The sequence below is a fragment of the Streptomyces sp. LARHCF249 genome, assembly GCF_052871255.1.
In genome coordinates, this window is record NZ_JBIXJQ010000005.1 from 103,967 (window position 1) to 127,111 (window position 23,145).

The 23,145-nt window shown below is 71.1% G+C and carries 12 protein-coding genes; 4 read left to right on the forward strand and 8 right to left on the reverse strand.

Annotated features, from left to right (window positions below; translation table 11 throughout):
- Positions 1 to 35: 35 nt before the first annotated feature.
- The gene (locus ACIPUC_RS15505; RefSeq protein WP_446589835.1) at positions 36 to 3,002 is read right to left on the reverse strand and encodes a BTAD domain-containing putative transcriptional regulator; all 2,967 of its coding nucleotides are present in this window, start codon (positions 3,000 to 3,002) and stop codon (positions 36 to 38) included.
- A gap of 92 nt (positions 3,003 to 3,094) precedes the next feature.
- Here ACIPUC_RS15505 and ACIPUC_RS15510 point away from each other — a divergent pair, with 92 nt between their 5' ends.
- The gene (locus tag ACIPUC_RS15510) at positions 3,095 to 4,282 is read left to right on the forward strand and encodes a winged helix DNA-binding domain-containing protein (protein ID WP_446589836.1); all 1,188 of its coding nucleotides are present in this window, start codon (positions 3,095 to 3,097) and stop codon (positions 4,280 to 4,282) included.
- A gap of 74 nt (positions 4,283 to 4,356) precedes the next feature.
- On the opposite strand, the gene ACIPUC_RS15515 is transcribed toward ACIPUC_RS15510, so the two are convergent.
- Complete coding sequence (locus ACIPUC_RS15515) at positions 4,357 to 4,830, reverse strand: MmpS family transport accessory protein (protein ID WP_446589837.1); 474 nt, start codon at positions 4,828 to 4,830, stop codon at positions 4,357 to 4,359.
- Between the two features lie 325 nt (positions 4,831 to 5,155).
- Between ACIPUC_RS15515 and ACIPUC_RS15520 the strand changes: the two genes are divergently transcribed.
- Both ACIPUC_RS15520 and ACIPUC_RS15525 read left to right on the forward strand, forming a co-directional pair.
- Positions 5,156 to 13,687, forward strand: coding sequence for a golvesin C-terminal-like domain-containing protein (locus ACIPUC_RS15520; RefSeq protein ID WP_446590426.1), 8,532 nt, complete (start codon positions 5,156 to 5,158; stop codon positions 13,685 to 13,687).
- Positions 13,688 to 13,886: 199 nt separating this feature from the next.
- Positions 13,887 to 14,384 carry an RDD family protein gene (locus ACIPUC_RS15525; RefSeq protein WP_446589839.1) on the forward strand — a complete coding sequence of 166 codons (498 nt, stop codon included), beginning with the start codon at positions 13,887 to 13,889 and terminating at the stop codon, positions 14,382 to 14,384.
- A gap of 18 nt (positions 14,385 to 14,402) precedes the next feature.
- On the opposite strand, the gene ACIPUC_RS15530 is transcribed toward ACIPUC_RS15525, so the two are convergent.
- The 4 genes from ACIPUC_RS15530 to ACIPUC_RS15545 all read right to left on the reverse strand — a co-directional run bounded on the left by ACIPUC_RS15530 (position 14,403) and on the right by ACIPUC_RS15545 (position 16,926).
- Complete coding sequence (locus ACIPUC_RS15530) at positions 14,403 to 15,197, reverse strand: hypothetical protein (RefSeq protein WP_446589840.1); 795 nt, start codon at positions 15,195 to 15,197, stop codon at positions 14,403 to 14,405.
- Entirely contained in the window at positions 15,194 to 15,766 is a 573-nt protein-coding gene (locus ACIPUC_RS15535; RefSeq protein WP_446589841.1) for an RNA polymerase sigma factor, read from the reverse strand. Before ACIPUC_RS15535 ends, ACIPUC_RS15530 begins: the two co-directional genes overlap by 4 nt.
- A gap of 75 nt (positions 15,767 to 15,841) precedes the next feature.
- Positions 15,842 to 16,333, reverse strand: coding sequence for a hypothetical protein (locus ACIPUC_RS15540; RefSeq protein ID WP_446589842.1), 492 nt, complete (start codon positions 16,331 to 16,333; stop codon positions 15,842 to 15,844).
- Positions 16,334 to 16,467: 134 nt separating this feature from the next.
- A complete protein-coding gene (locus tag ACIPUC_RS15545; RefSeq protein ID WP_446589843.1) occupies positions 16,468 to 16,926 on the reverse strand; it encodes a hypothetical protein in 459 nt (152 codons plus the stop codon).
- Between the two features lie 153 nt (positions 16,927 to 17,079).
- Here ACIPUC_RS15545 and ACIPUC_RS15550 point away from each other — a divergent pair, with 153 nt between their 5' ends.
- Entirely contained in the window at positions 17,080 to 21,537 is a 4,458-nt protein-coding gene (locus ACIPUC_RS15550; RefSeq protein WP_446589844.1) for an HAD-IC family P-type ATPase, read from the forward strand.
- A gap of 14 nt (positions 21,538 to 21,551) precedes the next feature.
- Here ACIPUC_RS15550 and ACIPUC_RS15555 read toward each other — a convergent pair whose 3' ends face one another.
- Both ACIPUC_RS15555 and ACIPUC_RS15560 read right to left on the reverse strand, forming a co-directional pair.
- Positions 21,552 to 21,986 carry a peptidoglycan-binding domain-containing protein gene (locus ACIPUC_RS15555; RefSeq protein ID WP_446589846.1) on the reverse strand — a complete coding sequence of 145 codons (435 nt, stop codon included), beginning with the start codon at positions 21,984 to 21,986 and terminating at the stop codon, positions 21,552 to 21,554.
- A 76-nt stretch (positions 21,987 to 22,062) separates the two neighbouring features.
- The gene (locus ACIPUC_RS15560) at positions 22,063 to 23,052 is read right to left on the reverse strand and encodes an AraC-like ligand-binding domain-containing protein (RefSeq protein WP_446589848.1); all 990 of its coding nucleotides are present in this window, start codon (positions 23,050 to 23,052) and stop codon (positions 22,063 to 22,065) included.
- Positions 23,053 to 23,145: the final 93 nt, after the last annotated feature.

The window sequence follows — 23,145 nt, forward strand, 5'->3', positions numbered from 1 at the left end:
CCTCCTTGCTGGTGACGACGCTCCCAGCCGGCGCTCTAAGTTCTCTCTAGGTCCTTCAGGGCGCTCGCCGCATCGGCCGGCTCGGTGTACTCGCGGGCACCGAACTCGGCGAAGATCTCCATGGCCCGGCCGCGGACGGCTCCGGCACGGGCCGGCTCACCCGCCGCGGCGTACACCGCGGCGAGATCCCGCATCGTGCGGGCCCAGAACAGCGGCAGGCCCAGCGCGGTCCACACCTCCGCCGCCTCCGTCAGGTGGACCTCGGCGGGTCCGAGCTCGCGGACGGCCAGGTGGAACTCGCCGATGGTGCGCAGCACCAGGGCCTCGCCGAACCGGTCACGGTGGGCCCGGCACACCGCCAGGGCCCTTTCGAGGGGCTCCAGCCGGGCGGTGCCCAACCGGATCCTGGTCTTGGCCAGTGCCTGTTCGGCGTAGGCAACCATCAGCCGGTCGTCAAGGGCGCGCAGCATCTCCAGCGACTCCTCCAGCAGGGACTGGGCCGCGCCGTGGTCGTTCATGGCGCGGCGGACCAGGCCGGTGGTGCGCAGGGTGAGCGCCTCGCCCCGGCGGCTTCCCACCCGCCGATAGGCGGAGAGGGCATCGTCCAGAGCGGACAACGCGGGGGCGTACCGGCCCTGTTCGAGGTCGACGGAGGCTGCCAGCCGAGCGGCGTAGCCGAGCCCAGCGTCGTCCCCGACGGCCCGGAAGCCGGTGACCGCACCGCACAGGGCCTCCCGGGCCGCCGAGAACCGCCCCTGCTCCCGGTACGCGCTGCCGGTTCCGGCCAGGGTGACCGCCCGGCCCCGGACATCCCCCGCCCCGGAGAACAGGCGGAACGCCGCGCCGAAGTAGTCGTGGGCCCGGTCGAAGCGGTCCTCCGCGTAGCGGAGCTGGCCCAGACCCGACAGCAGCATCGCCTCACCGGTGCGGTTGCCCGCGCGCCGGGCGGCGCCGAGGGCGGCGTCGTGGGTGCGCCACCACTCGTCGAAGCGGTTGCGGACACCGAAGGACGAGGAGCAGAGCGCGACCGAGATCTCGCAGACCGCCACGTCGAGGTCGAGGGCGGCGGCCCGTTCGACCGCGAGGACGAGCCCGGGCGCCTCCTGTTCGAACGAGTCGGCGGGCGGGCTGAGCAGGCTCGGAACCGGCCGGGCGGTGGTGTACTCGGCGCACGGCTCCACCTCGCCGGAGGGCGCCTGCCCGCGGATCAGCCAGAGCCAGGAGCCGAGTACCCGGGAGAGCGCCGCACGCCGTTCGGCCACGCTGTCCTCGGCCTCGGCCCGCTCCTCTGCGTACACCCGCAGCAGCTCGTGCAGCCGCAGGCGCGGTTGCCCCGCCCCGGCCACGTCCAGAAGGTGCGCGTCGATCAGGGATCCGACCATGTCCTCGGCGGTCCGGTCGTCGGCGTCCAGCAGCGCGCCCACCGCCCAGGGTGCGAAGTCGACCGCGCCCAGCAGACCGATCAGACGGAACGCGCGCCGGGCGGGCGGTTCGAGCAGCCGGTAGCTCAGGGCGACGCTCGCCCGTACCTCCAGGTCGGCGACGGCCAGTTCGTCGAGGCGCCGCCGCTCGTCGGAAAGCCGGTCCACCATGGTGGTCAGCGTCCAGTGCCGACGGGTGGCGAGCCGTGCGCCCGCGGTGCGGATGGCGAGCGGCAGCTGCCCGCACATCGTGACGATCCGGCGAGCGGCCTCCGGCTCGGCGGCGACCCGGTCATGGCCCGCGATGCGGGCCAGCAGTTCCACCGAGGCGTCGGCGCCGAAGACATCGAGGTCGACGCGGTGCGCCCCGGCCAGTCCCGGCAGCCGGTTGCGCGAGGTGATCAGCACTCCGCACGTCGGGCTGCCCGGCAGGAGCGGGCGGACCTGCGCCTCCGCCCCGGCGTCGTCCAAGACCATCAGGATCCGCCGACCGGTCAGCACCGTGCGGAAGAGGTCCACCCGCTCGGCCAGGGGCTCGGGCACCTCGTGGCCGAGCGCACGCAGGAACCGGCCCAGGATCTCCCCGGCAGTGGCCGGGCTCTCCGTCACTCCGCGCAGGTCGGCGTAGAGCTGCCCGTCCGTATAGGTGGCGGCGACCTGATGGGCGGCCTGGGCCGCGAGCGTCGACTTTCCCACGCCGCCGGTGCCGGACACCACGCACACCGGCACGGTGGTGCGGGTCGCGGTCAGCGCGGTGCCGAGCGAGTGGAGCGCCTCGTCCCGGTCGGTGAAGTCCACGGTCGCGGGCGGCAACTGGGCGGGTACGGGTACCGGTGGCTGCCGCGCCTCGGTGGCCAGGAGCGCCGGATCGGCCCGCAGAATCGCCTCGTACAGACGGCGTGCCTCCGGACCGGGATCGATCCCGAGCTGCTCCGCCAGGACGCGCTTGCCGTCCTGGTAGACGTTCAGCGCCTCGGCCTGCCGGCCGACACGGTACAGGGCGAGCATCAGCGCACTGCGGCTGCGTTCCCTGGTCGGATGGCCGGCCACCAGAGCGGTCAGCTCCGCGATGTCCGGCGCGATCCCCTGCGCAGCCTCGGCCGCGATCCGCTCGTCGAGCACGGTGAGGCGTTCCTCGTCGAGGCCCGCCGCCTCTCCCCGCAGGGCATCGCCGATACCCCCGAGCGCAGGGCCGCGCCAGAGGTCCAGCGCCGACCGGAACTCCCTCGCGGCGATGTCGTGCCGGCCGGTGGCGGCGGCCCGGCGGCCCCGTTCCACAAGATCGGTGAAGGCCTCGCGGTCGACCTGTCCGGCCTCGACGCGCAGCAGGTATCCGGGCGCCCTGGTCTCTATCGCGTCGCCCAGCTCGCGGCGCAGGGACCACACGTACGTCTGGAGGAGGGTACGGACCGTCTCCGGCGGGCTCTCGCCCCAGATCGCGTCGATCAGCCTCTCGGCGGAGACGACGCGGCCCTGGTGGAGCACGAGTGCGGCAAGCAGCGCGCGCGGCTTCTTGCCGCCGAGCGGCAGCCGCTGCGAGGAACGCCACACCTCCACGGGCCCGAGCAGTCGGAATTCCATACCACCTCCGGACGGAATCTAGTGCCGCCTTCGGCCGTGGTGCCAGCGAGTATTCCCGCGTCCGCACCGGCAGCGAGTCGTAGCGTGGAACCATGCCGACGACCCCGGTGTCCTGGACCGCCGCGAGCGCCCGCCGGATGGACCGGCAGGGGCTGCTGACCCCCGCCGCGACCGCCGCGACCGCCGCGACCTCGCCCGCCGACATCGCCGGGCGGATGCTCGGCGCGCACGCCCAGGTGGCGTCCGCTGCGGAGCTCTCCATCGCGCTGCGCCTGGACGGTGCGACCCGCACGGACGTGCGCGACGCGCTGGCCGGCGGACACGGCCGGGGGCGGCGAGGACCGGGCACGCTGGTCAAGACCTTCGGTCCGCGCGGCACCATCCACCTGCTGCCGGCCCAGGACCTGCCCTGGTGGACCGGGGCCCTCTCCGCCCTGCCCGCCCGGCGCAGCCCCTTCCGCCCCGAGGCCGGGATGACGGCCGCGCAGACGGACGAGGTGATCGCCGCGATCGGCGACGCGCTCACCGGCGTCGAACTGACGGTGGACGAGCTCACCGAGGCGATCGTGGCACGGACCGGGTCCTGGGCCGCGGACCCGGTCATGCCCGCCTTCCAGACCATGTGGCCGCGCTGGCGCCAGGCCACGCACACCGCCGCCCACCACGGAGTGCTGGCCTTCGGCCGCGACCGGGGGCGCAAGGTCACCTACACCAACCCCGGCTGCACCCCCGCTCCCCCCACCCGGTCGCTGCACGAGCTGGCCGACCGCTATCTGCGCGCCTACGGTCCCGCCACCGCCCGGGACTTCGCCGCCTGGCTCGCCGCACCCGACGGCTGGGCCGTCGAGTTCTTCGCCTCCCTCGCCCGGAAGGCACTCATCGAGGAGGTGGCGTTCGCGTCCGGCCGGGCGTGGCTCGCCGCCGGGGACACCGTCTTCCCCGACGAAGCCGCGCGCGGCCTGCGGCTGCTGCCGTACTTCGACGCGTACGTCGTCGCCTGCCGACCCCGCGAGCTGCTGTTCCCCGGCTCCGCGGCCGCCCGCGCCCTGGCCGGCGGGCAGGCCGGCAACCACCCCGTCCTGCTGGTCGACGGTGTGGTCGCCGGTGTCTGGCACCAGCGCCGTACGGGGCGTCGCACCGCGCTCACCGTGGAGCCGGTGGGGCGGCTGAGCGCGGCCCAACGCCGCGCGCTGGACGAACAGGTGGAGCGTACGGGCGCGATGCTCGAGGCGACCGCGGAGCTCACCCTCGGCAAGGTCACCGTAGGCCCCCACGCCTGACCCGGCTTTCCCCAGCTCGTACCACCACGCTCTTTTCACAGTGGCAGCGCCCTTGGTGAATGGGCGTCATTTGCTCATTTCAGAAGGTGGGCCGATCCCGTACACGTGGCGCGTCCGTACTCGCCGGAAGCGGTGGCGCGTTGCACATGCTTACCCTGAACGGCGAGCGTGCAACTCGCATTTCCGCCCTTCTCGTCGAGTGTGATGTTCACGATCGGCGATTCGCCCGCAGGGACCCGAACGGTCTTCTTCCAGGGCAGCCGCACATTCTTGTCCACCGTCGCCGTGCCGGATTCGCTGGGGCCGAGGTAGGCGATCTCGGCCGTGCCCGTACCGGTGACCTCGTAGGTGACCGCGACCGAGGGGGTGGCGGCCGGCTCCGGGTCGTCAGGTGTGGACAGGATCCCGTATCCGACAAGTCCGCAGGTCGCGAGCAGCAGCACGCCGATGACGGCAATGACGTTCCGGTCAAGGGCCCTGGTTTCACGGCCCTTTGACGGTTCGACGTCCTGATTGTCCGTCACTTCAATGGGTTTCGTCGAGGCCATGAGAAGTCCGCGCTTTCGGTCGAGGTATTGCCGGATGGAAAGTCCCGGTGCGGAACCGGGACTTTATACACCACGCATCTGGCGCCGAGCGAGCCCGACGGGAATTCAGGCAGAGAGTGCAGCTATGGGGCGGCATGTCCTATTTGCCTTTGGGATTGACATTGAATTGGCAGGCTGGCTAAACACGGCAAGCACCTCAGGGCGTCCCCGCACGCGCCGTGAATTGGCATGCCTGCAAACAGTGTGAAGATCGAAGGGCTCGGATGTGAAAATTCCCTACAGGAGATATCTCTCCTGTCTAGTGGTGTCGGCGGTGGCGGGTAGCATGCTGCCGCAGGTCGCCTACGCGGCGGCTCCGGCTGACACGCCCTCGGGCGACGGCAAGGGCATCGTGGACACCGTCGCCGGATGGTTCTCCGACGATGACGACCAGCCGAAGGCCCCGGTCGGCGGGAAGCTGGCGATACCCAGCCGGGAGAAGCTCCCGAAGGGCGAGAAGCTTCCCAAGGCCGAGCGGGTCAAGGAGCTGACCGAGCGCCGCACCGCGCAGTCCCGCTTCTGGCAGTTGTCCGACGGCCGGATCGAGGCCGAGCTGACGGCGGTGCCGACCGCGTACAGGTCCGGCAATTCCTGGAAGCCGATCGACACCACGGTCCGGGCGACCGGGGACAAGGGCTTCGACTTCGCCAACACCGAGAACACCGGCAAGAGCTGGTTCGGTTCCGACGCCCGCAAGCTGATGCGCTTCGAGGCGGAGGACGGCCGCGCGCTGACCCTCGGTCTGACCGGCGCCGGTGCGCTGAAGCCCGAGGCGAAGGGCGACAAGGTCGTCTACCGGAACGCGGTCGCGGGCGCGGACCTGTCGTACCGCGTCGGCCAGGGCGAGGTGAAGGAGGACATCGTCCTGAACGAGCGGCCCACCGCGCCGGTCTCGTTCACCTTCACCCTGAACGCCGAGGGACTGACGCCGCAGGCGCGCAAGGACGGATCGGTCGCCTTCTACGGCGAGGCGCCGAACACGCCCGTGATGGTGATCCCGGCCCCCTACATGACGGACGCCAAGAAGGATCCGCTGTCGCCGACCGGTGGGACGTACTCCACGAAGGTCACGCAGCAGCTGGTCCGCGACGGTGACGGCTGGAAGCTGACGGTCACGCCGGACGCGCAGTGGCTCGCGGCCGAGGAGCGCCAGTACCCGGTCGTCATCGACCCGACGATCACCGTGACCCCCATCGCGTCGTCATCGCAGGACACGATGGTCCTGTCCGACCAGTCGGCGGTGAACTTCAACAACACCTGGAAGCTGTCGGCCGGCAAGACCGACACCGGGATCGCCCGCTCGCTGATCAAGTTCCCGCTCACCGAGATCCCGGCGAACGTCAAGGTCGACGCCGCGGACCTGAGCATGTACTACGACCAGTCGCACACCACCAACGCCAACGCCGTCACCATCGCGGCGCACCGGGCCACCGGCGCCTGGGACGAGACCACCGCGACCTGGAGCAACACCAGCGCGCTGGTCGGCGAGCTGTCCGGCACCACCGTCCAGCTGGACGAGGGCGACGCGGGCACCGCGGCCGTCGGCGAGTGGCCCACCGGTTCCACCACGGGCGGCGCCGCGACCAACGACGACTACGCGTACAACAAGAACGCGCTCACGGGTGAGACGTACACCTGGCAGCCCCAGGTCCCGCGGACCGCGACCTACCGGGTGGACGTGCACTACCCGGCCGCCGCGGACGCCGCCACGGCCGCCCCGTACACGGTCACCCACAACGGCGGTACGAAGAACTACACCGTCAACCAGACCGGCAGCGGCGGCGTCTGGAAGACCCTGGACACCAACGAGCTGAGCTTCGCCAAGGGCAACGCCGGCAAGATCGTCCTCGGGGACACCGGCAGCTCCACCACGCGTACGCTCGCCGACTCGGTCCGCCTGGTGGACCCGGCGCAGATCACCAAGCCCGTCGGCGTCTACAACCAGTGGCACGACTTCCCCGTCACCGACACGGTGCAGAAGTGGATCTCCGGCACGGCCACCAACCACGGCTTCGTGCTGAAGGCCACGGACGAGTCGGGCACCGCGCTGACCGGCGGTCCGCGCTACGAGGCGGCCGACGGCAACACCTACGGCGGCGAGACCTCGACGTACCCGCGGCTGACCGTCACCTACGGCCAGGTCGGCACCTCGCTGAACTCGCCGACCGTCGTCCGCTCGACGGGCCCCGAGCTGTCCTGGCCCGCGTACGCCAACGGCACCGGTGACACGAACCTCGACATGGTCGAGTACCAGCTGCACCGCTCCACGCAGCAGGCGTTCACGCCCTCGGCCGCGACGCTGATCGCCCCGATCGCGCCCACGGCCACCACGTACACCGACACCACCGCGGTGCCGACCCCGGACTCCAGCCCCTCGGAGATCGGCAAGTCGTACTACTACCAGCTGGCGGTCAAGACCAAGGGCGGGCAGGTCCTCGGGTCCCCGACCCGGATCGTGGGCATCCCGAAGGCCGGCCGGACGATGAAGATCATCCAGGCGGGCCAGACGGACACCACGCTCTCCTCCCTCCAGCCGACCACCAACCACGACGGCCTGAAGTCCTACAACATCGGACAGACCTGGCTGAGCGTCGGCAACAACTCCGGCACGTACGGCAAGACCCGCGCCGCCATCAAGTTCCCCACCACGGACATCCCCACCACCGCCACGGTGCTGGAGAACAAGATGTACATGTGGGGCGCGGAGACGACCAGCACCACCAACGGCGCGATCTACGAGCTGCACTCGCTGACCCGCGACTTCACCGAGACCACGGCCACGTGGAACAACGCGAACGCGACCACCGCCTGGACCACGCCCGGCGGCGACTTCTCGGCGACCGTCTCCGACACCGTCCCGCAGATCACCGACGAGGTCGGCCGGCACTGGTGGGACGCGACCGGCCTGATGCAGGGCTGGGTCAAGACCCCCACCACCAACAAGGGTGTCCTGGTCAAGCTCAAGGACGAGACGACCACCGGCCCGCAGGAGCGCACCCTGTTCCTGTCGGCCGAGGCGGCCGACGCCCAGCTGCGCCCGTACATGCAGGTCATCTACGTGGACTCGACCACCGAGGACACGTACTACGCGCCGACCACACCGGCCCGGATGACCCCGAACTCCCAGTACACGGTGGCGTTCACGGTCACCAACACCACCAGCACCGCCTGGGCCGCCGGTGAGCGCGAGCTGACCTACACCTGGAAGCTGCCCGACGGCACGGACGTGACCACCAGCGGCAACCAGCTCAAGACGGCGATCCCGGCCCTGCTGCCGGGCAAGTCCGCCACCGTCCAGGCGCAGGTCAAGACGCCGATCAACTCGGACGAGGGCAACAAGCGCCTCGACTACGCGCTCGGCTGGGACGTCCGCAAGATCTCCGACGGCAGCTGGCTCTCCGCCGGCGCCCCGGCCATCGCGCCGCTGAAGCAGAACGTCACCGTCGAGGACCCCACCTCCAACACCCTCGGCCTGGAGAAGTTCTACGCCTACACGGGCAAGAACACCGGCGCCGGCTCGACGGTCATGAACAACCTGGCCTCCGGCAACAGCGTGTGGTCCTACAACGCGTTCAACAACCCGGGCCGCGGCGTGAACACCTTCGCCCGGCTCTCGTACAACTCCCTCGACACCAGCGACAGCGTCCTGGGCGCCGGCTGGTCCGGCCAGCTCGCCGGTCCGCTGCGCCTGGGCGCCCCGCTGGAGTTCCACCCGAAGCCCAACCCGACGGAGATCCGTCTCCCGGACGGCGACGGCACCACGCACGTCTTCCGCTGGGACGCCGCCACCAGCGCGTGGAAGGCCCCCGCCGGTGTGCACTTCAAGCTGGCCGCCAAGGCCGGCCTGGACTGCCAGCCGACGAAGGACCCGGTCCCGGACGCCTGGACGCTCACACGCCCTGACGGCACGCGGTTCCTGTTCGGCTGCGACGGCCACCTCACCTCGCTCGTCGAGAAGAACGGCAACACCCAGACCTACACCTACGAGGAGCACAAGAACGGCGGCAAGCCCGCCCGCTACCTCAAGTACATCACCGACCCGGCCGGCCGGCAGTCGCTCACCGTCGAGTACTACCTGAAGCAGGACGCGACCTACGAGTACATCGACGCCACGGGCAACAAGGTCTCCGGGACGAACCTGACGAACGCCAAGATCTACGACCACGTGAAGTCCATCACGGACGTCTCGGGCCGCAAGACCTCGTTCTACTACACCGTCGAGGGCCTGCTCGGCCGGTTCACCGACGGTGTCGGCTCGGCCCAGCCCAAGGACTTCAAGTTCACCTACGACGCCACGCAGGGGAACAAGAACGTCAAGCTCGTCAAGGCCACCGACCCGCGCGGCAACACCACGCAGCTCGCGTACCACGCCCCGCAGGCCGGTGACAACCCGAAGTACCACTGGTGGACCAAGACGATCACCGACCGTCTGCTGGGCGCCACGGGCTTCGGCTACGCCGTGAACGCGGTCAACCCCAAGTTCACCGACACCGCGGTCACCGACGCCGAGAACCGCGTGACCACCCAGGTCACGGACGATTTCTTCCGCCCGGTCCAGGCCACCAACGCCAAGTCCCAGACCACCAAGATGAGCTGGGACGCGGACAACAACGTCACGTACCTGGAGGAGCACAACGGCGCGAAGACCGCCTACTGCTACGACCAGAAGACCGGCTACCCGCTGTGGCTGCGCGACGCGGAGAACAACAAGACCGGTGTCCCGCCGTCGGCCGACTGCGCACCGGGCACCTACCCGGCGAACTCGGTGAAGTACGAGTACCAGACCCGGCTGGACGGCTACTCCGCCGACCTGTTCGCCAAGACCTCCGCGGAGGGCCGCAAGTGGCAGTTCGGCTATGACACCTTCGGCAACCTGAAGACGGTCACCGACCCCAAGGGCGTCGTGACGCCCACCGCCGGTGACTACACCACCTCCTACGAGTACAACTCCTACGGCCAGCTGACCAAGGCGATCGACGCCAACGGCAACCCGACGACGTACGGGGGCTTCGGCCCCGCCGGCTACCCGGCGACGATCACCGACGCCCTCACCAAGTCGACCTCGTACGTCTACGACGCGCGCGGCCAGGTCACCGAGGTCACGGACCCGCTCGGCAAGAAGACCACGCAGACGTACGACACGTTCGGCCGTCCGCTGGTCAGCACCGTGCCGAAGGACCAGAACGCGGGCGTTCTGATCACGACGCCGGCCCCGGTGTACGACGCCAACGACAACGTCACCACCTCCACGTCGCCCGGCGGCGCGGTGTCCACGGCGGTGTACGACGCGGCGGACCAGGTCTCCTCGGCCACCGCCCCGAAGGACACCCCGACGTCCGCCGAGCGCAGGTCGAGCTACACCTACGACAAGGTCGGCAACCTCAAGACGACGACCGAGGCGAAGGGCACGCTCACCACGGCGGACGCCACCGACTACGTCACCACGCACGGCTACGACGAGATCTACCAGCTCACGTCCGTGGCGAACGCGGTCGGCGAGAAGGTCTCGTACTCCTACGACGGTGTCGGCAACCTGGTCAAGACGGTCGACCCGAAGCAGAACGCCACGTCGAACCCCGACGACTACCGGTCCGTGATCGACTACGACCTGAACCACCGGATCACGGTCGCCACGGACGCGGCGGGCAAGACGACCAAGAAGTCCTACGACAAGGACGGGCTGCTCGTCTCCGCCACGGACGCGGAGAACAACACCACGACCGTCGTCTACGACGAGCGCGGCAAGCAGATCGAGGTCAAGGTCCCGTACTCCGGTACGACGGTCCGCTCGACGAAGTACGAGTACGACCAGGCCGGCAACACCACCAAGGTGATCACCCCGCGCGGTACCGAGACGGCCACCGTGGACGACTTCGCCCAGCGCACCGAGTACGACGCGCTGAACCGCCCGGTCAAGCAGTACCAGCCGTACGACCCCAGCGACGCCCGCTTCAACAAGGCGGACGTGTACACGCGGACGGACTACGACGCGGCGGGCCGGGTCGTCAAGACCTCCCTGCCGCCGTCGACGGGCCAGACGGTCCGCAACGACACCACGTACAGCTACTTCGACAACGGCTGGACCAAGTCGTCCACCGATCCGTGGTCCATTTCCGCCAGCTACGACTACAACGAGATCGGCAAGCAGACCAACCGCACGCTGACCTCGGCCGGCGGGTCCTCGGACCGCAGCATGACCTGGTCGTACTTCCCCGACGGCAAGCTGAAGTCGAAGTCCGACGACGGTGTGCCGGTGGGCAAGTCCGTGGTGCTGGCCGACAACTCCGACACCCAGAACACCGCCTCGACGGGCACCTGGACGAAGGGCTCCCTGACCGATCAGCACGGCTACGACCACCAGGTCCACGCCGCGGGCACCGGCACCGACGCGTTCACCTGGACCCTGAACGTCCCCAAGGACGGCACGTACACCGCGTACGTGAAGTTCCCGCAGGTGGCGGGCGCCGCCACCACGGCCAAGTACACCCTCACCCACGGCACCACCACCGAGCCCGCGGTGACGAAGAGCCAGGCCACCGGCGCCGGCACCTGGGTCAGCCTCGGCTCGTACGGCCTCAAGCTGGGCGAGGTGACGAAGCTGAAGCTGGACCAGAACAGCGGCGGCGCCGTGGTCGCCGACGGCGTGAAGCTGGTGCGGGACACCACCGGTGAGACCGACAGCGAGAAGAAGACCTTCACCTACGGGTACGACGTCAACGGCAACCTGACGTCGATCGGCGACACCTCCTCCGGGGCGAAGATCGACGCGTACGCGATGACGTACACGGGCCTCAACCAGATCCAGAAGGTCTCCGAGTCGCTGGCCGGCCAGGAGAAGAAGGCCACCAGCTACACGTACGACGCCAACGGCCAGCCGGAGACGGTCACCCACCCCGACCAGTTCTCCCGGTACACCTACGACCTGCGGTCGCTGGTGCAGACCGTGTCGGTCGGCAAGACGCCGAGCGACGCATCGCCCAAGGTCACCTCGTACACGTACACGGACCGCGGCCAGAAGCTGCGGGAGACCAAGGCCAACAGCAACACGGTCGACTACACCTACCACCTCAACGGTTCGCTGAAGTCCTCGACCGAGAAGAAGGGCTCCGGAACCCTCGTCTCCTCGCACACCTACGCCTACGACGCCAACGGCAACAAGGCGCAGGACGTCGCCCAGAAGATGAACGCCGACAACCACGCGGCGTACCTCTCCTCGACGACCAACTACAGCTACGACCCGGTGAACCGGCTCGCGCAGTCGGTGAAGACGGGTACGGGCGCGGGTACGGAGACGTACGTGCACGACGACAACGCCAATGTCGTCAGCCAGACGGTCAAGGGCACGTCGACGACGTTCTCCTACGACCGCAACCGTCTGCTGAGCGCGTCGATCGGCGGACAGACCGCCGGCTACGACTACGACCCGTTCGGCCGGCTGGATTCGGTGACGAGCGCCGGCCAGGTCATCCAGCGCAACGTCTACGACGGGTTCGACCATGTCGTCGACGCGCAGAAGATGGACAGCCTGGGCGCGCTGAAGTCCACGAAGTACACGTACGACCCGATGGACCGCACCGCGTCCAAGACGGCGGACGGCAAGACGACGGACTTCGCGTACCTGGGCCTCTCCCCGGAGGTGCTGGACGAGAAGGTCGCCGGCGTGCTGACGAAGTCGTACCAGTACAGCCCGTGGGGCGAGCGCCTCTCGCAGGTCAAGCACAACACCGACGGCACGTCCGAGAACGGCTACTACGGCTACAACAGCCACAAGGACGTCGAGACGGTCACCGACAACAACGGTGACACCAAGGCCACGTACGGCTACACGGCCTACGGCGCCGACGACACCGCGGAGTTCACCGGCATCGACAAGCCGGACGCGGCCAACCCGACCAAGGAGGCGTACAACCCCTACCGCTACAACTCCAAGCGCTGGGACGCCGGCTCCGGCACGTACGACATGGGCTTCCGCGACTACAACCCGGGCCTGAACCGCTTCACCACCCGGGACATGTACAACGGAGCGCTGGCGGACATGCGCCTGGGCACCGACCCGTACACCAACAACCGGTACGCCTTCACCGGCGGCAACCCGGTCAGCCGGATCGAGGCGGACGGACATCAGCTCGAGGAGTGCGCGAGCGGAATGTACGAATGCACGAATATGGGCACGGAGGTCGTCGGATTCGGCCATAACTACGAGGCCGAAGTCAAGGACAGCGGCGGTGTCTTCGCCGATTCCTACATCGAGACGCTCGGTGCCCGGGACGCCGCCCGTGCGGTGGCCTGGAATGCAGGTCTGCAGGACGTCGGCGCGACGATCGAGCAGCTGAACAAGTACGTCACGCCCACCATGGCCACCTTGGAGGTCTTCGCGGACGCGAGGAAGAATTTCAAGGAAATGCAGAAGTCGGACAACCCCATGCTGAAGAAGATGGGTGACCGCGGTACTGCCTTCATGGAAAGCACCAGGGCTGCGAAGTGGGTCTCCACGGCTGCCGACACCAAGTGGTTCAAGGCGACCGGAAAGGTGCACGGCGGACTGGAGACCGTGGGTGCCTTCATCCAAGAGCTCATGGAGGGTGAGGATCTGATCACCGCAGGTCTCAAGGCCGGCCTCAAGGGAGGCCTGGCCGCGGCCGGCGGCTCCATCGGAGCGTACGCGGGCATCGCCTGCGGACCTCTGGCATGGATCTGCATTCCGGCCGGTGTCGCGGGTGGTGCCTGGATCGGAAGCGAGCTGGGAACCATGGCCGACGAGTCGTTGGACGAGGCGGGATTCTGGGATTGGACCGACGGCGTGACCAAGGAGGACTGATCAAGCCTTTCCTGATCAGCTATTCCTGATCAAGAACTCCTGATCAAGAAGCCCTGATCAGGAGAAACCGACAGCAGAAATGATCGAGGCGCCGCCGTGGCCACGCATTCCCGTTTCCGTGGCCACGGCGGCCCCCGCCGTAGAACTCTCCGTACAAGCGGAATGTAGGATCCCCCCGATCCATGAAAGAAGGAACGACATGTTCGACTCCATGACCTCCGGCGGCGACCTCGGCCGTTTCCAGGCGGCTTCGGGCGCCCGTCCCGGCTCTCCGGCGGGTCTGATGCCGCGCATGGTCGCCACCGCCATCGACATGGTCATCGCCGTCGCGGTCATCCTCGTTCCGCTGGTCGGCCTCGACCGGCTCCTCACGGCCGCCGGCGTCGCCGACCCCGGTGTGATCTGGCGCACGACCGCCGCCCTCTGGGTCGCGGCCTTCTTCCTCCTCTACTCCCCGCTGAGCGTCTCGCGCTGGGGCGCGACTCCCGGCAAGCGGGCCCTGCGCCTCGAAGTGGTGGACTTCGAGACCGGCGAGCGCATCGGCTACGCCAAGGCCGTCACCCGCCACATCACGAACCTCGTGGTGACCGGCATCACGGTGCTGATGGTCGCCAATGTCTCGTCGATAGCCCTCAACAAGGACCGCCGCGGCATGCAGGACAGGGCGTCTGGCAGCGCAGTGATCCACCGCCGCTGACGGCGCGGTCAGGCTGCCTTACGGGCGGTCTGCGTCGGGCTTGCCCAGGGGGCGGGGGGCCGGGTGGGTGAAGGGCCGGCTGTCTGGGGCGTCCGTGCCGGAGCCGGGGTGGCCGTCGCGTCCCGGCTCCGACAGTTCGCCGCAGTAGCCGGGCACCTGCTGCTCGCCTCCGGCGGCGGTCACCAGCCGCTGCCAGGCCGTGGACTCCGCCGCCTTGCCGCGGCCCTTGACCTTCTCGTACGCACCGCAGAGCGCCTCGTGGTCCTGGGCGGTGGCGGGCTTCGCGGGACGCCGGGCGGGCCGGGTCTCCTGGTCGAGCGGGGGCGTGGCCGGTACCGGCGAGCCGGCCGGCTCCTGCGGCGGCTGCGGAACGGACGTGCTGCGGCGCGGCTTTGGCTCGGGCGCCGGGGCCTCGCGGAAGGGGGCGGGCAGGGCCCCCGCGGCGATCGCCACCCCGCCCAGGGTCACGCTCGCGAGCAACGAGGCCAGGGCCGTCTTCAGCGAACGCCCCATCCGCCGCTCGGCGGCCGGGCGCCAGTCGTCCCGGCGCCGGGTACGGGCGGACGCGTGCAGCCCCTCGTCACGCGCGACCCGGAACGCGGCGACCGCGCGCGCGGCGCCGTCGTGGGCAGCGGCGGGAGCGCCGGCACCCTCCTGGCCCGGCGCGGGCTGGTCGCACGCCTGCGGGGCGGGGCCGAGCAGGGGCGTGGCGGCGCGCAGTGCGGCGCGCAGTGCGTCCTCGAGGCCGGCGCCCTGCCCGTTGCCCCGCTGGTCGCCAGGCTGGCCGTCTGTCATCGCGTTGCCTCCCTTCATGCCCCAAGCTCCTTCGCCAGGCGTTTCAGTCCGCGGTGCGCGGCGGAACGTACCGCACCGGGGCGCTTGCCGAGCACCCGTGCCGCGGTCGGGCCGTCGAGGCCGACGACCACCCGCAGCAGTACGGCCTCGGCCTGGTCCTGCGGCAGACCCGAGATCAGTGCCAGTGCCTGGGCCGTCGAGAGCGCCTCCAGGACCTCCCCGGCCGTGTCCCTGGCGGCGGGTAGATCCAGAACGTCTTGTTCGATCAGGGCCGGCCGGGGGCGGGACCTCATCCGCCGCAGATGGTCGAGCGCGCGGTGCCGGGCGATCGTCGCGGTCCAGCCGCGGAAGCCCGCCCCGTCGCCCCGGAACCGGCCGAGGTCGCGGGCGATCTCCAGCCAGGCCTCGGAGGCCACGTCCTCGGCGTCCTCGCCCACGAGTCCGCGCAGGTATCCCAGCAGCCCGGGATGCACGCTTCGGTACGCGAGTGCGAAGGCTGTCTCGTCACCGCCCTGGGCCCGTTCCACGGCCCGGGCGAGCGCTACGTCGTGTGCAGCGGTGGGCTCGCTGCCCGTCCCCTCGCCCACACGATCCTCTTCGCTGCCGTACGCACAGAAACTCCGGTTCCCGTTCTGGAACCGGACGGCAATCATCCTCTCAGATCAGCGCACCGCAGCCGCCACCCTCGCGGGCCGCGGGCGGATGTGACGCGGGCGGCGCCCGTGCAGCGTGAGGTAGAAGGTCTGGAGGGATTCCTGCGGGCCGATCTCGAACCGGTTCACGGTCCGGCCCAGCGGGTTCCACACCCGCCCGTCGGGCATCCGTACGCCCACGGGGTGCGCGAACCCGGAGTACAGCCGGTGCTCGGGGGAGAGGTCCACCCAGACCGCTCCGGCCTCGCGCACCAGCACCTCGCCGACGTACGCGCCGAGCCCGAGCAGGGCGCCGGACACCCGCTCCTGCTCGGTGCCGCCCTTGCGCAGGCCGTCGATCAGCCGGTCGATGATCCGCAGACTGGCCGCGGTGTAGTCCAGCGGCAGCCGGACCCTGGCGGTGGCCCGCTCGACGAACGCGGACGCGTACCCGCCCATGTCGCAAGCGCTCATCTCCTGGGCGGTCCGCCGGCCCGGCGTCCCGCTCGCGGTGTCGCTCATGTGCTCCCCACCCGTTGGCTGTGAGAGCCGGTGCGGCTCTCCGGGTGGTCAAGCGGATCCGACGGCCGGATCATCACGGGCTTGCGGCGTGACCTGCATCACAGTCGCCGTCACCTCTTCCTGTCCGGCGGCGGTCAGGCGGTGGCCGGACTTCCGTCCTGGGGTTGGCCCGGGGCCACGGGCCCGGAGTTCTGCGGGGCAGCCGGGGAACGGCGGTGCTCCGGCTTGTCCAGGACTCCGCCGTCGCGGCGCAGAACGGCGTATCCGATGCCGATGCCGATGGCTACGGGCCATTCGAGTACATCCGCCGCGCCGAGCACGGCGAGGCCCGCGTAGAGCGGAAGGCCCTTCTTGGCAGGCAGGATCTGGCGGGCTGCGGCGACGGGCAGCAGTGCGGCGCTCCAGGCGCCGTTGGCGACTCGGCCGAACGAGGGCACGGTCAGGGTGATCGTGCGCTGCTCGCCGCCGGACTCGTTCGGGGGCGGCGGGGAAGCGGTCGGCCCGGCGGGGCTTTCCGCCGGACGCTCACGGTCGTGGTCGTGCTCGCGGCCGCGGTCGCGCTTGTACTTGTGCGCGGCATGGGCAGAGGCCACAGGGCTCACCTCCAGAGCTGGACCGGGATGCGGGTTCCATCCCCTTCTCTTTGCGTATTTCCCGTATGGCCGGATTAAACGGTTTGGATCAGACTGGGCTTCCTGTCGTGCGCGGCGACCGCGCTGATCGAGGGAGGACGCTCCATGTGCCCGGTGGCCGTCACATCCCCCTGGGTGCCTTCCTTCCTCAAAACGGTCGTCTCGGGCGTCGCCGCACAGGCGACGTCGGGCGTACGGGCGGCCTGGGGGGCGGCGGCGGACCTGGTCGGCTCCCCGCGCCGTGAGGTGTGGTCGCGGCCCGGGCGCTTCTACATCGCGGTCTGCGGAGTGCACGGCACCGGCGGACAGAAGGTCGCCCGCCGGGTGGAGCGGGCGCTCGAGAAGCATCCGGGGGTGCTGTGGGCGCGGGTGAACGGGCCCATGGAACGCGTCGTCGTCGAGGTCGTCTCACCCCCGCCGCCCGAGCGTGAACTGGTGGCGCTGGTCGAACGCGCGGAGGGGGACCACGCTGCGGACGCGGCGGCGTTCGACGAGTGGACGCCCGAACCGCACCACCCGTCGGAGGGCCTGCCCTTCCCCTCCGTGCCGGCGCTCGCCGCGGACACCCTGGGGCTGGCGGTCTCCACGCTGCGGCGCCTCGCGCCCTGGTTCGGACTTCCGCCGGAGCTCGGCGGCGCCGTCGACGCCCTCCGCTACCATCCGCGGCTGCGGCATCTGGTCGAGGACGCGGGCAGCGGCTTCCTCGACCGGACCGACTCGCTCCTGCCGGTGTTCGGAGCCCTCGTCCAAGGCGTGGCGACCGGTGGCGGGGGCATCGCGCTGGACGTGGTGCAGCGCCTGGCGGTGTGGCGGGAGGCGAGCGCCGAACGCACGGCCTGGCGGGAAGGAGAAGCGCGGCTCGTACGCGGTCCCGAGGAAGCGGCGGCCGAGGCGCTGGTGATGGACCGGGCCGGCCCGGCGCCCCAGGACGCCGCGGACCGCTTCGCGCAGTGGTCGATGGCCGCGGGCGCCGCGGCCGGGTTCGCCGCGCTGCCGTTCGGCGGGTTCCGCCGCGCCGTCGCCGTCGCGGTCTCCTCCGTGCCGAAGGCGCCGCACGCGGGACGCGAGGGCTTCGCCGCGGGCCTGGGGCGCTACCTGGGGCTGCGCGGGGTGGTGACGATGGACCGTACTGCCCTGCGCCGCCTGGGCCAGGTGGACACGATCCTCCTCGAGGAGGCGGCGCTGCGCGGCGACCGCCACGAGCCGGTCGACCTCGACGTGTGCGAGGGCGTTGACCCGGTCCAAGCATCCGAACGACTGTTCTCCCTCTTCGACCCGGACGCACCGCTGGCGGTGCAGCGCGCCGGGGACTGGACGCTGGGGCCGTTGGACGCGCTGGAACGGGAAGACGGCCCGGGCGGCGCCGGCCGGGAAGCGGAGCAGCGGCTGCGCGCGCGGGGCGGCGAGAAGTTCATCGGTCTGACCCGCGGCGGCCGGCTCCAGGCGGTCGCGGGTCTGGCGACCCCGTCCGCTCCGGGCGCGGAGGCCGTAGCCGCGGCGGCGCGACGGGCCGGGGCCCGCGTGGTGGTGGCCTGCGACCGGCCCGGTGCGCGCTTCCGCTTCGCCGACGCCGTGGTCCCGGCGGGCGGCCGGCTGGTCGCGTCGCTGCGGGGCCTGCAGGCGGACGGCGCGGTGGTCCTGCTGATCAGCGGCAACCGCCGGGCGCTGGCCGCCGCCGACTGCGCGATCGGCGTACACGGCGAGGAAGAGCAGACCCCGTGGGGAGCGCACCTGCTGGTCGGAGCGGATCTGGAGGCGGCGGCGGTCATCGTCGACGCGGTCGGTACGGCGGCCGTCGTGGACCGCGACAGCCACTTCCTGGCCTCCGGGGGCAGCGGGGTCGGCGCGGTGGCCGCCTTGCGGGCCCCGGCCTTCCGGGCCACGGCGCGGGCCCTGGCGGTCGGCAACACGGCGGGGGCCGTGGCGTTCTGGCTGGGTTCCTGGCGCGCCCGGCAGCTGCTCGCCCGCCCGCTCGCCCCGCCGGTGACGAGCGTCCCCTGGCACCTGATGCCCGCCGACCGGGTCTTGGAACGGCTGCGCAGCCGGCCCGAGGGGCTCTCCGGCAAGGAGGCGGCCGACCGCCGCGCCGACTCTCCCGCGGGCGAGCCGAGGAAGCTGACCCTGCCCTACGCCTTCGTCGAGGAGCTGTCCAATCCGCTCACGCCGATCCTCGCCGCCGGCGCCGCCCTGGCCGCGGCCGTGGGATCCCGTACGGACGCCGCGCTGGTCGCCGCGATCACGGCCAGCTCCGCGCTGGTGGGCGGCTTCCAGCGGGTACGGACCGACCAGGCCCTGGCCGAGCTGTTCGCGCGCTCCGCGATCGGCGCCCGCGTCCGCCGGGCCGGCCGCGAACGGCTGGTGGCGGCCGGCGACCTGGTACCGGGCGACATCGTCGTCCTGCACCCCGAGGAGGTCGTACCGGCGGACTGCCGGCTGCTGGAAACGGAAGGCCTCGAGGTGGACGAGTCGTCCCTGACGGGTGAGTCCCTCGCGGTGGCGAAGGACCCGGCGCCCTTGGTCGCCGCGCACCTGTCGGAGCGCCGCTCGATGCTGTACGAGGGCACGACGGTCACGGCCGGGCGCGCCGTCGCCGTCGTGGTGGCCACCGGGCCGGCCACCGAGGCCGGGCGCGGTCTGGCCACCGCCCGCCAGGCGGCGCCCGAGACGGGTGTGGAGGCCAGGCTGTCCTCCCTGACCCGCTACAGCGTGCCGGTCGCGCTGGGCTCCGCCGTGGCGGTCGCCGTCTCCGGCCTGCTGCACGGCAGGCCGCTGTCCGACAACCTCGCCTCCGCGGTCAACCTCGCCGTCGCCTCCGTACCGGAAGGCCTGCCGTTCCTGGTGAACGCCGCCCAGCTGGCCGCCGCGCGGCGGCTGGCCGACGTGGGTGCGCTCGTACGCAACCCCAGGACCATCGAGGCGCTGGGCCGCGCCGACGTGCTCTGCTTCGACAAGACCGGCACCCTGACCGAGGGCACCCTGGAGCTCGCCGCCGTCAGCGACGGCGAGAGCGCCGCCGCCCTGGACCGCCTCGACGGCCGGCGCAAGCAGGTCCTCGCCGCCGCGCTGCGCGCCACCCCGCCGGCCCGGCAGGCCGAACCCATGGCCCACCAGACCGACCGTGCCGTCGTCGACGGCGCCCGGCGGGCGAACGTCACCGCGCGGGTGGGAGCCGCCCGCTGGCGCCGTACGGACAGCCTGCCCTTCGAGCCGGCCCGCGCCTACCACGCGACTGCGGGCCACACCGGCGCCGGCGCGCTCCTCAGCGTCAAGGGCGCTCCGGAGAGCGTCATCGAACGCTGTGCCGGGCGCCGGCTGCCGCAGCGCGGCGCGGCCGCCTCCCTCGACGAAGCCTCCCGCCGGGCGCTCACCGAGGCGGCCGAGGAGCTCGCGGCGGCGGGGCGCCGCGTCCTGGCCGTCGCGGAACGCCGCATGGACGCCGACGAGGCCCTGACCGACGAAGCCGTACGGGACCTGGTCTTCCTCGGATTCGTCGCCCTGGCCGATCCGGTCCGCACCGGCGCCGCGCCGGCCACGGCCCGGCTGCGCGCCGCGGGCGTGCAGACCGTCATGCTCACCGGCGACCACCCCGCGACGGCCGACGCGATCGCCTCCAGCATCAGCGAGGTCACCGAACCGAAGATCTGCACCGGGCCCGAACTCGACGAACTCGACGACGACGCCCTGGACGAGCTGCTGCCCACCGTGGACGTCATCGCCCGGTGCAGCCCCGCCCACAAGGTCCGCATCGTCCAGGCCTACCAGCGCCTCGGCCGCGTCGTGGCGATGACCGGCGACGGAGCCAACGACGCGCCGGCGATCCGGCTCGCCGACGTCGGCATCGCGCTGGGCCGCCGCGGCACCCCGGCCGCCACCGCCGCCGCCGACCTCGTCGTCACCGACGACCGGCTGGAAACGATCGTGTCCGCCCTGATGGAGGGCCGCGCCATGTGGACCTCGGTCCGCGCCGCACTCGGGATCCTGATCGGCGGCAACCTGGGCGAGGTGACCTTCAGCGTCCTCACCGCGGCCCTCACCGGCGCGACTCCCCTCAACGCCCGGCAGATCATGCTGGTCAACCTGCTCACCGACCTCGCCCCCTCCCTGGCCATCGCCGTGCGCGAACCGTCCGGCCAGACCGGCGAACGCCTCCTGAAGGAAGGTCCCCACACCTCGCTGGGGACCGCCCTCACCCGCGAGATGCTGCTGCGCGGCGCGGTCACCGCCACCGGCGCCGGCCTGGCCTGGGCCGCGGCGCGCGTGACCGGCCGCGGCCGGCGCGCCAGTACCGTCGCCCTCGCCGCGGTCGTCGGCACCCAGCTCGTCCAGACGCTCACCGCGGGCGGCCTGGACCGCAACGTGCTGGTGGCAGGACTGGGCTCGGCGGCCGTCCTCGTCGCCGTGATCCAGATCCCGGGGGTCAGCCAGTTCTTCGGCTGCGTGCCCCTGGGCCCGCTCGCCTGGGGCATCACCCTGGCGGCCATCGCGGCCGCCATCCTCCTCGGCCACGCGCTGGCCCCCGCGATCGCCCGCCTCACGGACCACGCGGACACCCTGCTCCCGGGCGAGGCCTGAGCACGCGAAGGCGGTCAGAGGCGCTCGCACTTCGCGCCGACGTTCGTGTACCAGCGCCACTCCACGACGTTGCGGGTGTTGGGCCCGTAGATCCCGTCGGCCGTCTGGCCGGTCGCGTACTGCAGCGACCGTACGGCCGCCTCCGTCTTGGCGCCGTAGATGCCGTCGGTGCCCCCGGTGTCCATGCCGTAGCAGATGCTCAGGGCGAGCTGGAGCTCCTCGACCGCCGGGCTGTTGGAGCCCCGGCCCATGACACAGGAGGTGGAGCCTCCGCTGGTTGCGGGGACCTGGGTCCAGTACCCGCTCCGGGTCACGCCCTTGGACACGGTGCAGTAGCCGTCGGCCGCCGCAGCGGTGGGGGCGGTGACCAGGATGCCTCCGACGGCTGCGGCGAGGGTGGTCAGAGCGGCCAGGGTGCGCTTCACGTACGTGTTCTCCAGAAGTGTCAAAGGGAAGGCAACTCCCCACCAGTCCGGAGAGTTCCTTCCTGCTCCGGCGTCACCGAATCTAGGCCGGAACCGATCGTCACGCTGAACGCTCGGCGCAGGAATCGTTGACGCTCAGCGCGCGGAACTCGGTGGGGCTGATTCCGTACGCCTCGCGGAAGGAGCGGCTGAAGTGCACCGGTCCGCTGAAGCCCCAGCGGGCGGCGATGGCGCTCACACGGCGGGCGCGGAGACCGGGGTGGGCGAGGTCGGCGCGGCACTGCTCGAGGCGGCGGCGCCGTATCCGGGCGTGGACGGTCTCCTCCCGGCCGTGAAAGAGCTGGTGGAGAGTGCGCACCGAGATGTTGTGGTGGGCGGCGACCGCCGAGGGATTCAGCTCCGGGTCGCTGAGGTTGTGCTCGATGAAAGCGTGGATCCGCTGCAGCAGTGCCTGGGTCCGGACTTCGGCGGGAAGCCGGTCCTCGGCGTCCAGTTGTTGGGCCAGGCAGGCCGTCGCGAGGTCGACGGCGACCGCGCCGAGTTGGCGCAGTTCTCCCGGAGTGCATTCGGCGCCGTGGTCTTCGAGCGAGGTCATGAAGGCCGCCAGGATCGCGGCCATGCCCCGGTCGCCCGGTATGCGCCGGGCCAGCACCTGGTCCAGGCGCTGGGTGCGCAGCGGCATGATGGTCCGGGGCAGCAGCAGGATCGTGGCCCGTACCTGGCCGCCCGCGGCGGGCATCTGGTTGTCGGAGGGCCGCGAGGTGTCCCAGAGCATGAGGTCACCGGCTCCGATGGTGCACTCGTTCCGGTGCTGCGACAGCGACGTGGCTCCCTTGCGCAGAAGGGCCAGCTGGTACTGCTCCGGGTCGCCGCGCCGGATCATCGCGGCCGTGCGCCGCGAACGAAGGGGCGACAAGGAGAACCTCGACGCACGGATGTCCCCCAGGTCCATCACCGCGGCCTCGCCCTGGAATTCGGCGGGCCGGTCGCTGCTGAGTGCGGCGGGCATCACCTCACGCGAGACGATGTCGGAGTACCAGTCGAACCGTTCCCCCGCCGGTACCTCACCCGTTGACACCACTGACCACATCCAGCGCCCCCTACTCACATGTCTTCGACAAGAACCAGGATGCAGCCAAAGGACGGCCGTCGGCGCTGCGAGAGGCCGGCTCGGTGGGCCGAC